The following is a 12,652-nucleotide window of genomic DNA, read 5'->3' as shown; positions in this document are numbered from 1 at the left end:
GTCCTGTCTGCCCACGCACTGTCTACCCAAGCCGCTTCTGCCGCAGCACAGCGGGCCCGCGACCCTCCGGGGGCGTCGTCCCGGCCCGGTCTTCGTCCCGCGTTCCGTCATCCGGTTCTCTTTCCGAGGAGTTCGGTGAGTGCGCGGCTGCGGCTGTGCATCCGGACGGGGGTGCGCTGGGAGTCGATGATGGTCGGTGGGATGAGCCAATAGTCGGTGCCCCGGCGATGGATTTCCCCGCCGTTGTTGTGGATGAGGAGGTGGTGATGTCGGCACAGGAGGATGCCGTCGGCGCGGTCCGTGCGGCCGGCGTCGCGTACCCAGTGGGTGATGTGGTGGCATTCGCACCAGGAGGCGGGTCGGTCGCAATCGGGGAACCTGCAACCTCCGTCGCGGGCGGCGAGGGCGATTCGTTGTCGTCGGGTGTACAGGCGGTGTTCGCGGCCGACGTCGAGGGGCGAGCCGGCAGGGTCGAGAGTGATGGTCTGGGTGGTTCCGGCGCAGGCCGATCGTTCGACTGTGGTGATATCGATCGGGTCGGTCTGACCCTCGAGGAAGCCGTGCCCAGTGCCGGTGGTGAGGCTATCGGCGGTGACGAGGATCCGGACGATGGGGGCTCCGCTGCCGAGAAGTTTGCTCGAATCGGCGGCCGCCCCGTGACGGAGGAGTTCGGCGAAGGTGTCGGAGGCGAGTTGTTCGGTGGTGCGGTCGTCGCCGACCAGGCGTTCGGCGGTGGCAGCGTCGTCGCTGTTGGTGTTTGTGCTGGCGATGAATCGAGGTCCACCGCGCCGAGGGGAGGTGGCCCTGTCGTATAGGTCGGTGACGGCAGCGGCGGTCTCGGGGTCCATGATCCAGACCAAGCGGGTCATCCCGTCCGCCTGTGTGACCAGGCGGAGTCTGCGGGCGGCGCGGCGGTGCTGTTCCCGATCGGCGATTCCGGCCTCGTCGATCTGGTCCCGCACCTGTCGGGCGCGGACTGACAGGCGATCCACATCCAGGGTGACCGCCTCGACACACAGCTGCTCCGCGGCATCGGCGACGGCCGAAGCGGGTATTGATTCGGACGGGGAGCCGAGGCCCAGCCGGATGGCGTCGGCTGCGGCGGAAGAAAGAGTGCCCGCACCCACGGCAAGGCCAAGCGATTGCAGCCATGGCTGAGCGGGAGCCGGTGATACTGCATCGGCGACGAGCATCCCGACCCGCACCGAGGCGGCGGCGTCCCGGTAGCTGCTGCCGGTGGTGACGCGGACGAGTTCCTGCGCGGTGCGATGCCCGGTGCGTTGCGCCAAACCGGCGCTGCCGAGGTCGGGGGTGGAGCGGCGGGCGATCTCCCCGGCGGCGAGCGCGCCGGCGGCGTCGACGAGGCGGCGTTCCTCCGCCCCGAACCGGGTGACAGCCAGCAGCTCCTCATCGGACAGGGTGCCAAGGTCGGCGTCCTGCAGCACCCGGGTGAGGGCGGCGATCGAGTCCCCGTGGGACTGCTGAAGGGTGCTGAGCGACATACCCCATTCTCCCATATTCGAACGTATGTTCGAAAGACCGGCGGCCGACTGGGGACAAGAATTTTGGGCCACTGCTTGGGAGGAGGGGAGAGGACTGCGGCGCAAGACCGCCCAAACACCTCACCTCACCGCCCCCGCAATGCCCCCGCCGCGACGATCCGCTTCGGCAGCAATCCCGACAGCAGCACCACGATCTTGTAGCGCAGCGTCGGTATGGACACCGCCCGGCCCTTCGCGACATCCCGCAGCGCCAGCCGCACAAGGGTCGGTGGGTCGAGCCAGAGGAAGGCAGGCACGCCATCCTTCGATACGTTCATCCGGTCGTGGAACTCGGTGTGCACGAAGCCCGGAGCAACAGCCGTCACAGTGACACCCCGTCGTCGATAGGTGAGATTGGCCCAGCGGCTGAAACTCAGCACCCAGGCCTTCGATGCGCCGTAGGTACCGCGAGGGGTGTACCCGGCAACGCTGGCGATGTTCACGATCGTGCCCGATCCGGCCGGCAGCATCTGGCGCAGCGCGGCATGCGAGAGCCGCATCGGTGCGGTAACCAGCAGGTCGAGCAAGCGTTGCTCATCCTCGATCGGGTTCTCGTCGAACGGCTTCAGTAAGCCGAATCCCGCGTTGTTCCCCAGCATCGTCACACGACGACCGGCGGATGCCTCGAGTCTGGTCTCCACCGCGGCGAGGTCCGCCGGGCTCACCAGGTCGGCCGCGAGCACCTCGACAGTCACGCCGAACTCCTCCCGCAACCCCGTGGCCCCCTCCTCCAGCCGCAGGGCATCACGGGCGACGAGCACGAGGTCGACACCACCGGCGGCGAGTTGGCGGGCGAATTCCGCTCCGATCCCGGCTGTTGCTCCGGTGATGAGGGCAAGGGGTGGGTCGGCGATAGTCATCGGTTCACGCTAGCCGGGAACTCACCGTGCTCCCGGTCGAAGCTGGCAGAATCGCCAGATGGCTACCCTCATCTCGCAGACGATCGTGCTGCCCATCCCGTCCGCCACCATCGCTGCCCAGGCCTCCTCGGGTGAGCGCGGCGTCACCGCCACCGAATTCACCGCCTACGTGGTTCACCCCGAGGGATCGCCGAAGGGCGCCCTGGTGCTCATCCACGAGATCTGGGGTCTCGTCGAGCACATCACCGGCATTGCCGACCGTTTCGCTGCGGAGGGCTACCTGGTGATCGCGCCAGACCTGCTCTCGTCGATCGGCATCGAAGCCCAGGTCGGGCTGGAACTCAACGCCATCATGAAGAGCACCGATGAGAAGGTGCGCACCGAGGGGCAGCCGCGTCTGCGGGCAGCCTTCGCCGGCATGAACGTTCCGGAATACGCCGCCTGGGCCGTTGCCGCGCTTGGAGCGAGCGTCGACTATCTCGCCGACCAGCCCGGGGTGGAGGGCTGCATCGCCGTTTCCGGATTCTGCTTCGGCGGCACCTACAGCTTCGCTCTCGCGGCCGCGGATCGTCGCATCCGCGCCGCCGTGCCGTTCTACGGGGCGCCGCCGGAGTCGACGACGGTCTCGAAGATCGCCGGCCCGGTGCTCGCCTTCTACGGCGAGACCGACACCAAACTCATCGACTCGCTCCCCGAGGTGACCGCCGCCATGCAGGCAGGCGGCGTCGATTTCACCGCGAAGGTCTACGAGGACGCGGGCCACGCCTTCTTCAACGACACCAACGAGTTCATGTACCGGGAAGCCCCGGCGACGGATTCCTGGACGCGGACGCTCGCTTTCCTCGACCGGGCACTCAACGACTGACCGGGCACTCAACGACTGACCGGGCACTCAACGACTGACCGGGCACTCAACGGCTGACCGCCGCCGCGGGTCAGCCGCGGGTGCAGTTTCCGGATGACACGGACGCGCTGAGCCCCTGCGCCTGGGCGACGACCGGTGCGAGTTCCTGGGTGGTCATCGCGAATCCGAGATGACTCGTCGTGGCGGAGCGCGCGAAGATGACGCCGGTGACACTGCCGGCAGCATCGATCAGCGGTCCTCCGGAGTTGCCCTCCTGCACATCAGCGGCGAGGTAGTAGACCTCTCGCGGGCGGGGATTGGCACCATAGATGTCGGGGGAGTTGATCGTGGCCACGTTCTGAACGGCGGCCGGACTCGAGAGGAACGGGCCGCCGAGCGGGTAGCCATCGAAGACCGCGGTCGCTCCGGTGGTGAGATCGGCTCCGAGAGGCAGCGGTGCGGTCGGGAGCCCGTTGACGGCGATCACCGCGAGGTCCTGCGCCGCATTGAAGTAGACGACGCGGCCGGTGTAGGTCGCACCCGCGGGAGTGAGGATGACCGGCTGCGTCACTCCGGCCACGACGTGGGCATTCGTGACGACTCGCCCCGACGACGAGACGAAGCCGCTGCCGGACTGGTTCTGGCCGCACTGGTAGGCGTTGCCGGTGATCTTCACCACGGATCGCGCGGACACCTGCTGCGCCGCGGTCTGCCCGGCGGTCGGCACCGGAAGCGGGGTGCCCGTGCCGAGGGCCTCGAACAGGCGGGGGAGTCCGTCGAGCGCAAAGAGAGAGCGCACCCTGGCTTCGAGCGCCTTGACCGGATCGGGCGTGACCCGGTCGATGGTGGACACGACCGTCGACGATCCGATCGCCTGCGAGACCACCGGCACACCCAGCGAACCGAGTCCGAACGCGAGCATCGACACGACGAGGGCCGCTCCGACCAGCGTGATGGCAGCGCCGAACACGCGGTCGATCGCGCGGAGCGGTGACTTGTCGACCCGGCGCCGGATGACCCGACCGAGCGCCGATCCGGCGGCCTGCCCGAGCGCGACCAGCGCGACGACGACCACCAGGATCACTGGAAGGCGGAACTGGCTCGTCGTGACCCATGCGGTGACCAGCGGGATCGCGAAGAACGCAGCGAGCGCCCCCACGACGATCCCCGCGAAGCTGCCGAGACTGAGGATGAATCCGCGGCGGAATCCGAAGACGGCGTAGGCGATGAGCAGCAGGATCAGAAGCAGGTCCAGCACCACGGAGCCGGTCATCGGCCGTCCTTTCCTCGGGGTCGTCGTCCCGTACTGGTGTCAGTGTGCCATGGGCGCCTGTACACCCTTCGCCAGCGGTGTCGAGTGCTGCAGTGAAGTCCGTCGATTGTGACAGGGTGGGGGAATGGATGACTGTGACGCGATCGTCGTCGGCGCGGGACCGAATGGCCTGGCTGCGGCCGTAGTGCTGGCCCGCGCCGGGCTGTCCGTGCGGGTGTACGAGCGTGAGGACACGATCGGTGGGGGAGCCCGCACCGAGGAACTCACCCTTCCGGGTTTCCTTCACGACGTGTGTTCGGCGGTGCACCCGCAGGCCCTCTCTTCGGGATTCTTCCGCGCCTTCGAACTCGAGAAGCGAGTGCGATTCGTCGTGCCGGAGATCTCGTACGCGCACCCGCTGGACGGCGGCCGATCCGGTATCGCCTGGCGCGATCTCGATCGCACGGCCCACGGACTCGGGGTCGACGGCGCGGCCTGGAAGAGCCTTCTCGCACCCCTCGTGAGGCACGCCGACCAGGTTGCCCAGTTCGCCGGCTCCCAGATGCTCCAGCTGCCGCGGCATCCGCTCACGCTCGCTCGTCTCGGTGCGCGCATCCTCGAACAGGGCAGTCTCGGCTGGGATCGCCGCTTCCGGCAGGACCTCGCCCCGGCGATGCTCACCGGGGTGATGGCGCACGCCATCCGCCCGGTGCCGAGCCTGGCGACCGCGGCCGCGGGCCTGGTGCTCGCCACCACCGGTCACGCACGAGGCTGGCCCATCCCGATCGGCGGAAGCCGTTCGATCGTCGACGCCCTCGCAGCCGACCTTGTCGCGCACGGCGGCGAGATCGTCACCGGCGTGGAGATCACCTCGATCGACGAACTGCCGGCGGCGAAGGTCGTGCTCTTCGATGTCACCCCCCGGGCGCTCTCCCGCATCGCCGGCGACAGACTCCCCGACAGGTATCGCCGGGCGCTCGACCGCTTCCGCTACGGCAACGCGGTGGCCAAGGTCGATTTCGCGCTGTCCGGCCCGGTGCCCTGGACGGATGCCCGGCTCGCCGGTGCCGCGACCCTCCATGTCGGCGGCACCCGGCGCGAGATGTCCACCTCCGAAGCGGATGTCGCGGCGGGCCGTCACCCGCACGATCCCTACGTGCTCGTGTCCCAGCCGTCGCCTTTCGATCCGTCCCGGGCTCCTGCCGGAAGCCACGTGCTCTGGGCCTATACGCACGTGCCGCGCGGTTCGACCGAGGATCGGACGGAGGCGATCACGGCGAAGATCGAGCGCTACGCTCCCGGCTTCCGCGACGTCATCCTCGCGTCGGCGAGTCGCACCGCGGTCGAGGTCGAGCGCCATAACCCGAACTATGTCGGCGGGGACATCGCCGGGGGAGACGTGACGATCGCCCAACTGCTTGCGCGCCCGGTGCTCTCGCCGACGCCCTGGCGAACCGCCGCGCGCGGACTGTACCTGTGTTCCTCGTCGACACCACCGGGGCCGGCCGTGCACGGACTCGCCGGCTATTACGCCGCGATGACGGCCCTCCGTGACGAGTTCGGCGTGACCCGGCGGCCGTATCTCGGCCTGGGGTAGCCCCGAGCCCATCCCGCGGACCAAGCCCTGTTAGATCAGGTCGCGGAGCACCCTGTCGGGGGAGACGCCGCGTGTGCGCGCTCGTGCCGAGAGCCGCTCGAACTCGGCGGCGCTGAGGGTGACCGTCACCTCGACGGTGCCCCCTGCTTCCGGTAGATCGAGGTCGAAAAGCGACGCCTGACCCATTGATGCCGTCACGCCGGTCGGCGGCGCGGACGCGAGACGGGTGTCGGTTGGGCGCGCCGTCACCGGGTCTCCGGGCCGCACAAAGCCGGGCCCTTCGGGAATGGCCGCGCCGCGCTGGTAGGCCTCCGAGACCGCGCGGGCGCGGGAGTCCGCCGCCTCGTTGAGCGGATGATTCGCGTGACCCTTCACCCACTCGAAGCGGTAGCGGCGACCGGGCAGCTCGGCGTCGATCTCCTGGAGCAACTCCACGTTCATCACCGGCTTGCCGTCGGCTTTGCGCCAGCCCTTCTTCTTCCAGCCGGGCATCCACTTCGTGACGCAGTTGATCACGTACTGGCTGTCGCAGAGGATGAGCAGGTCGTCGTCGAGGTGCGCCGTGGCGCGGAAGAACTGCAGTACGGCGGTGAGTTCCGCCTGGTTGTTGGTGGCGTGCTTCCAGCCGCCGGCGGCCCAGCACGAGTCATCCACATACCAGGCCCAGCCGGCCGGCCCGGGGTTGCCGAGGGCCGATCCGTCGGCGGCGGCTCGGATCGTCATGGGGGCTCCCGGAGTGTGGCGCGGTGAAGACAGCCGGTTTCGGCGTTCCGAACACCGCGGTCGGACATCGCACACCAGTCTGCCTCACGGGCACAGGTCGAATTTCGTGGATGTTACAGAAAAGTGAACATTGGGACAGGATTTCGACCGCTGGCGGGATCGCTCTCCGGGAGCAGGTACTCTCGAAGTGCATTCCCGATATACCGCGTACGACCTGTCTGTCCCTAGTCCGGATCCGTATCGCGTTCCATGGCATCACCCATAACCCCGGTGAAGCCAGTGTGCCGTCAACGACGCCGTTGCGATTTTCGCCAGCGTCAGAGGCCCTCTCTTTCGCGACCCCGGCGACCATCGCACCGCGACACCGTCGCGCCCGGCCACGCCCGCAGTTACCCAAGCACTGCAGCAGTTCATGAGTTCTCACCCGAGAGAGTGCACGATGACAACGCTCAACTCCCCCCGTCAACGCATCGTCCCGACGACGGACTACGTCGAGCCGGAGCCCATCGAGCGCGCCGTCGAGACGACAAAATCGCAATCGCCGTCCCTCGTCATGCTGGTGCTCATCGCGACGGTCGGCATCCTCGCCTACGCCTGGTTCCTGCTGAACCCCGCCAGCCGGGGCGACTGGCTGCCCTATTCGATGGTGATCCTCGCGGAGTCGATCCTCATCGCCCAAGCGCTTCTGTCGATGTGGACCATCCTCTCCGGATCCCAGGATCCCCGGGACTTCGCGTTCCACAACGCGCGAGCCGTGCTGTTCCACGACGCCGAGCCCACCGGTCGCGGCTCCATGCGCGTCTACGACCGCCGTCGCATGTATCTCGATGGGGAGCGCGTCTCGGTCGACGTCTTCATCACCACCTACGGCGAGCCGCTCGCGGTCATCCGCGAGACCGTCACCGCCGCTCTCGCGATCCGCGGCTCCCACGTCACCTGGGTGCTCGACGACGGCCGCTCCGACGAGGTGCGTGATCTCGCCGAGGAACTCGGCGCACGGTATGTGCGTCGACTCACCTCCGGCGGCGCGAAGGCCGGCAACATCAACCACGCCCTCGCCATCAGCTCCGGCCAGTTCTTCGCCATCTTCGACGCCGATTTCGTCGCGGATCCCGAGTTCCTGGTCGAGACCGTGCCATTCTTCTCCAACGGAAACGTCGCCTTCGTGCAGACCCCGCAGACCTACGGCAACCTGCATAACGTGATCTCGCGGGGTGCCGGCTATATGCAATCCGTGTTCTACCGCTTCATCCAGCCGGGCCGCAACCGCTTCAACGCGGCATTCTGCGTCGGAACCAACGTGATCTTCCGACGCACCGCGATCGACGACGTCGGCGGCATCTACACCGACTCGAAGTCCGAGGATGTCTGGACCTCCCTCATGCTGCACGAGCGCGGCTGGAACACGGTCTTCATTCCGATGACCCTCGCCGTCGGCCACGCTCCCGACACTGTCGAGGCCTACACGAAGCAGCAGCTGCGCTGGGCGACCGGGGGGTTCGAGATCCTGTTCCGCCGCAACCCGCTGGCCCCGAAGCGCAAGCTCACGCTCGACCAGCGCCTGCAGTACCTGGTGACGGCATCCTTCTATCTCACCGGCATCTGCCCGCTTCTGCTTCTGCTCGTGCCGCCGCTCGAGATCTACTTCGACCTGCGGCCGATGAACCTCTCGACGACCGTGTTCACCTGGCTGCTCTACTACAGCGGTTTCTACGTGATGCAGATCGTGCTGGCCTTCTACACCATGGGGTCCTTCCGCTGGGAGACCCTGATGCTCGCGACCGCGTCCTTCCCGATCTACGTCGCTGCGCTGGTGAACGTGCTTGTCGGCAAGGAGCAGAAGTGGAGCGCGACCGGGGACCGCACCAAGGTCAGCTCGCCGTTCAACTTCATGATTCCGCAGGTGCTCTTCTTCGTCTTCATCGCCCTCACCTCGGTCGTGGCGATCTACCGCGATATCGACAACGGCGTCCTCACGCTGGCCACAGCCTGGAACGTGACCAACACCGTGATCCTCGGCAGTTTCGTGATCGCGGCGATGGGCGAGAGCCGGTCATCCCGGGTGGCAGCACGCGCGGCACGTCGCGTGGCGAAGCCGTCCCACTCCACAGTCCGCACCCGGAAGGAGGTCTCGGCATGACCTGGGCCAGTCGTCTCAAACTCCTCACCGGCATCATCGGTGTGCTCATCGTCGCCGCCGGACTCACGCTGGTGTTCAACCAGCGCCAGTCCCAGACCACCAGCACCTCCGCCTCCCTCGAGGCGGAGCGCTATCCCGTGGGCATCGACTACGGCGGCACCGTGATCTCGAGCCTCGTGAAAGACGGCGACCGCGTCACCAAGGGCGAGACGCTCTTCACCCTGCAGAGCCCCTCGCTGCAGGCCGACCTCGCCAAGGGGCTCCTCAAGCCGGAGACCATCACCTACACGGTGACCGACGACGGTGTCATCACCCTCACGGCCGCGGTCGCCGGCACCGTCGCTGATGTCACGACCGAAGCCGGATCCTTCGTACAGGCCGGCCAGGTGCTCGCGACGATCGATCGCGCGGGTTCACTCTTCGTCACCGCCGAATTCGAGCTGTCGGGCCGCGAGTACTCCCGCGTCGAAGACGGCGCGGCGGTGAAGATCCTGCTGCCGAACCAGGTCACGATCGTCGGAAAGGTGGAGTCGATCGACGTCGAGACGGTGCATGGCAGCGCCCAGACCACGGTGAAGGTGTCGAGCGACGGACTCGTTGACGGCGCTTACAACGGGCTGGTGAAGCGGGGAACCCCGGTGACCGCCTCGCTCGCCTTGCGCGATGACGGCATCCTCTCCGGAGTCAGTGACGGCTTCTTCGCCTTCGTCCAGAAGATCGGACTCTGACCGTCCGGTCGGTTGCGGCGATGATGAGGGGAACCCGCAATTCCGGTACGGTCGGATTCGTCGCGGTGCTGTTGCTGGTGGCGGCGCTAGTGAGTGGCTGCACCTCGCCCGAGCCGTCGTCGAGTTCGTCTGCCGTCGCGACCGGCCCGAACTCGAGCGTCTTCCCGACGAAGAGCATCGCTCCGCTGGTTGCGGCCGTTCCAGAGCGCACGGTCAAGGCTCTGCCAGAGGCGCGCCTCGAGCCCGGACTCCTGCCGCCCACCAACCGCTGGTTCAGCGGGCTGGTGTTCGGTACCCCCTCGATGCCGGTCTTCCCTCTTCCGCTCGGCTTCCAGCTCACCACCGCGGGCTTCTCGTTCGGGCTGCCGACCATCTCGACGCAGCCCGCGGTCATCACGGGCGGATTCGCTCCGATCATCAGCGCGGATGTCGGCGCGGACTCTCAGATAGTCACGGCGTACGACACGGCATCCGTCACGATCTCGCAGCGTGACGGCAGCACGGAACTCGGCCACACCGTGATCGCCGAGGGATCGCCGTTCGTGACTTTCACCGCGGACAAGAGCGTCGAGGTCACCCTCGGTGAACCCTTCACCAAGTCGGCGGGCACCGGCGCCTGGACCACCGAGATCGCGGGCGTCACCTACGGGCTGGTCTCCTCCGGCAGCCTCACTGCCGGCGGCACCTCGCTTCGCCTGGCGGACGGCCAGCACGCCACCTGGTTCGTGCTCTCCACCGGAGGATCGTTGGCCGCCTTCGTGGCGGCGGCACGGCATCCCGTCACCGGCACCAGCCTGAACTGGTCGGCGGGGGGCGCGACCGCGAAGACGAGCATCTCTTATTCGACGGTCGGCGATGCACCGACCATCGTGGCCGCGATGCCGCACCAGGCCGCGAAACTCGCGGCGGGCACCTCCTGTGCTGCGGGCAGCTATCCGAGCATCTACGGCACCCTCCGTGCCTGCACCGTTTCGACCCTCGCCTGGTCGACCCCGTCGATCGACCCGGCCGGTTCGCTCGACCTCTCCCAGCTGAGCGCCTCCCAGAAGGCAAGGCTCGCGGCCCAGGTCACGGCCGACCTCGTGACGACCCGCGACGAACCCGCCGACACCTACTACGGCGGCAAGTGGCTCTACCGGCTGGTCAACCTGCTCCAGATCGCCAAACAGGTGGGGGCGGATGACGCGGCCGCCACCATCATGACGAAACTCGTCGACGCGATCGACGACTGGACGGATCCGAAGGGCTGCGCGACGCGCGATTCGCGGTGCTTCGTGTACGACACAGCGGCCAAGGGGATCGTCGGGCTGCAGCCGTCCTTCGGATCGGACGAGTTCAACGACCACCACTTCCACTACGGCTACTTCTTCTACGCGGCAGGTGTGCTCGCGGCCGGCAACCCGGAGTTAGCCACCCGTTGGGCACCCGTGATCAACCTGCTCGCGGCCGACCTCGCCACGACGGCGAAGAGCAGCTACTTCCCCGTGCAGCGGGTGTTCGATGCTTACGCCGGGCACTCCTGGGCGAGCGGGACCTCACCCTTCGGCGACGGCAACAACCAGGAGTCGAGCTCCGAAGCGGTCTCCGCCTGGAACGGACTCGCCCTCTGGGCGGCGGCGAGTTCGCAGCCCGCCCTCGAGTCCGAAGCCAAATGGATGCTGTCAGCCGAGGCGGCATCCTCGAAGGCCTATTGGACCGACTTCCCGCTCGACGCGAGCGTCTACGCGGGATTCGATCACACCGTCACCTCGCTGGTCTGGGGAGGTAAGCGCGACTACGCTACGTTCTTCAGCGCCGACCCGAGCACCAAACTGGGCATCGTTGTGCTTCCGATGAGTCCGGTGGCGGACTACCTCGGCGGTGACCCGGCGCGCATCAGGGCCAACCTCGCGGACTCCGTGCCGGACGGCTACGACGTGGTCTTCGGGGACTTCCTGTTGATGTACAAGGCACTCGAGGGACCGGCAGCCGCGGCATCCGCCCTCGATGCGACGACCTCACTCAACGAAGACCGGATCGACGACGGCAACAGCCGTTCTTACCTGCTCGCCTGGATCATGGTGCACCTGTAGCGGTGCGTCGAGCCTGTTCGCGGCGAAGAGTCCGCTCGGCCTCGGCCGCCGCTGCTTGAGCGGGCGTCGGCGCGGTGCCTCCGAGCGCACGCGGCTGCCACCACTGTGCGGACCCGTCGACCGGATAGTCGGCCTGCAGGCGGTCGACCATTCCCTGCATCCTCAGCTGCAGGTCGTCGGTCACCGCCCGGGGGTCATCGGTCGCCGCGACGTCGATCGGCGCACCGAATGCGAATGCGATCGGCACGCCGAACCGTTCGCGGAACGGCACCGGATGATTCTTGGTCATCAGGCGCTGGCCGCCCCAGACGGCCACCGGGATGATCGGCACGCCGGCCTCTGCCGCCAGTCGCGCGGCTCCGGTCTTCAACTCGCGAACCTGGAACGAGGCGCTCACGCCCGCTTCGGGGAAGACACCGATCAGCTCGCCGGCCCGGAGGGCTGCGACGGCATCGGTGTACGCGGCGGCCCCCTTCTCCATATCGACCGGGATGTGATGCATGCCGCGAAGCAGCCAGCCCACTCCCGGCTTGTCGAAAGCGCGCTTGGTGGCGAGGAAGCGGATGCGACGACGGTTGTGGTTCCAGGTGGCCCACTCGATGAGTGCGAATTCGAGATAACCGAAGTGGGTCATCGAGAGCACCGCACCGCCGACGTCGGGCACGTTCTCCAGTCCGGACTCGATTCGGCGCAGCCGCCAGAATCGGAACAGTCCGGTGCCGAGGCCGATCGCCGCCCGGTAGATGGGCTCCGGACGTGGGCGGTGGGCAGTGGGCATGTGGCAAGCGTAAGACGCGATGCTGCGTATTCGCGGTGCGGCGGAGCGCATGCACGTGGCGGCATACGATGCCCATCGCGCCCCCGGCGATACCCCCGTTCAGGCGTGCCCTTTTTT

At 67.6% G+C, this 12,652-nt stretch carries 9 protein-coding genes and 1 pseudogene; 5 read left to right on the top strand and 5 right to left on the bottom strand.

The features are described 5' to 3' along the window. Positions 1-107: 107 nt before the first annotated feature. Positions 108-1,502, bottom strand: a complete 1,395-nt coding sequence (locus tag ACVXZ4_RS11395) for an HNH endonuclease signature motif containing protein (RefSeq protein ID WP_461794960.1) — start codon at positions 1,500-1,502, stop codon at positions 108-110. Positions 1,503-1,627: 125 nt separating this feature from the next. Continuing rightward, positions 1,628-2,401, bottom strand: a complete 774-nt coding sequence (locus ACVXZ4_RS11390; protein WP_461794959.1) for an SDR family NAD(P)-dependent oxidoreductase — start codon at positions 2,399-2,401, stop codon at positions 1,628-1,630. Between the two features lie 58 nt (positions 2,402-2,459). Between ACVXZ4_RS11390 and ACVXZ4_RS11385 the strand changes: the two genes are divergently transcribed. Further along, positions 2,460-3,266, top strand: a complete 807-nt coding sequence (locus tag ACVXZ4_RS11385) for a dienelactone hydrolase family protein (RefSeq protein WP_461794958.1) — start codon at positions 2,460-2,462, stop codon at positions 3,264-3,266. Between the two features lie 70 nt (positions 3,267-3,336). Here the strand turns inward: ACVXZ4_RS11385 and ACVXZ4_RS11380 are convergent, their stop codons facing one another. Continuing rightward, positions 3,337-4,518 carry a MarP family serine protease gene (locus ACVXZ4_RS11380; RefSeq protein WP_461794957.1) on the bottom strand — a complete coding sequence of 394 codons (1,182 nt, stop codon included), beginning with the start codon at positions 4,516-4,518 and terminating at the stop codon, positions 3,337-3,339. 124 nt (positions 4,519-4,642) lie between these two features. Between ACVXZ4_RS11380 and ACVXZ4_RS11375 the strand changes: the two genes are divergently transcribed. Beyond that, positions 4,643-6,094 (top strand): phytoene desaturase family protein, encoded by a 1,452-nt coding sequence (locus ACVXZ4_RS11375; RefSeq protein WP_461794956.1) that lies wholly within the window; start codon positions 4,643-4,645, stop codon positions 6,092-6,094. Between the two features lie 263 nt (positions 6,095-6,357). Here ACVXZ4_RS11375 and ACVXZ4_RS11370 read toward each other — a convergent pair. Next, a pseudogene (locus ACVXZ4_RS11370) lies at positions 6,358-6,817 on the bottom strand (RNase H family protein); the annotation flags it as partial. 439 nt (positions 6,818-7,256) lie between these two features. Between ACVXZ4_RS11370 and ACVXZ4_RS11365 the strand changes: the two are divergent. From ACVXZ4_RS11365 to ACVXZ4_RS11355, 3 genes are read left to right on the top strand one after another with little or no spacing between them, the layout of a single operon-like run. After that, positions 7,257-8,957 carry a glycosyltransferase family 2 protein gene (locus ACVXZ4_RS11365; protein WP_461794955.1) on the top strand — a complete coding sequence of 567 codons (1,701 nt, stop codon included), beginning with the start codon at positions 7,257-7,259 and terminating at the stop codon, positions 8,955-8,957. Further along, positions 8,954-9,685, top strand: coding sequence for an HlyD family efflux transporter periplasmic adaptor subunit (locus ACVXZ4_RS11360; protein ID WP_461794954.1), 732 nt, complete (start codon positions 8,954-8,956; stop codon positions 9,683-9,685). Before ACVXZ4_RS11365 ends, ACVXZ4_RS11360 begins: the two co-directional genes overlap by 4 nt. 20 nt (positions 9,686-9,705) lie before the next feature. Further along, positions 9,706-11,757: a glycosyl hydrolase gene (locus tag ACVXZ4_RS11355; RefSeq protein ID WP_461794953.1), complete on the top strand. Its 2,052-nt coding sequence runs from the start codon at positions 9,706-9,708 to the stop codon at positions 11,755-11,757. On the opposite strand, the gene ACVXZ4_RS11350 is transcribed toward ACVXZ4_RS11355, so the two are convergent. After that, the gene (locus ACVXZ4_RS11350; RefSeq protein ID WP_461794952.1) at positions 11,741-12,535 is read right to left on the bottom strand and encodes a lysophospholipid acyltransferase family protein; all 795 of its coding nucleotides are present in this window, start codon (positions 12,533-12,535) and stop codon (positions 11,741-11,743) included. The two genes, ACVXZ4_RS11355 and ACVXZ4_RS11350, sit on opposite strands and share 17 nt — an antisense overlap. Positions 12,536-12,652: the final 117 nt, after the last annotated feature.

This window comes from Lacisediminihabitans sp. FW035, assembly GCF_054880895.1.
This window is presented reverse-complemented; position numbering and strand designations above follow the sequence as displayed.

Bases quoted from the DNA above. Each gene is read 5' to 3' on its own strand.
- ACVXZ4_RS11390 (WP_461794959.1), bottom strand. From the start codon at position 2,401: ATGACTATCGCCGACCCACCCCTTGCCCTCATCACCGGAGCAACAGCC.
- ACVXZ4_RS11350 (WP_461794952.1), bottom strand. From the start codon at position 12,535: ATGCCCACTGCCCACCGCCCACGTCCGGAGCCCATCTACCGGGCGGCG.
- ACVXZ4_RS11395 (WP_461794960.1), bottom strand. From the start codon at position 1,502: ATGTCGCTCAGCACCCTTCAGCAGTCCCACGGGGACTCGATCGCCGCC.
- ACVXZ4_RS11355 (WP_461794953.1), top strand. From the start codon at position 9,706: ATGATGAGGGGAACCCGCAATTCCGGTACGGTCGGATTCGTCGCGGTG.
- ACVXZ4_RS11385 (WP_461794958.1), top strand. From the start codon at position 2,460: ATGGCTACCCTCATCTCGCAGACGATCGTGCTGCCCATCCCGTCCGCC.
- ACVXZ4_RS11375 (WP_461794956.1), top strand. From the start codon at position 4,643: ATGGATGACTGTGACGCGATCGTCGTCGGCGCGGGACCGAATGGCCTG.
- ACVXZ4_RS11365 (WP_461794955.1), top strand. From the start codon at position 7,257: ATGACAACGCTCAACTCCCCCCGTCAACGCATCGTCCCGACGACGGAC.
- ACVXZ4_RS11360 (WP_461794954.1), top strand. From the start codon at position 8,954: ATGACCTGGGCCAGTCGTCTCAAACTCCTCACCGGCATCATCGGTGTG.
- ACVXZ4_RS11380 (WP_461794957.1), bottom strand. From the start codon at position 4,518: ATGACCGGCTCCGTGGTGCTGGACCTGCTTCTGATCCTGCTGCTCATC.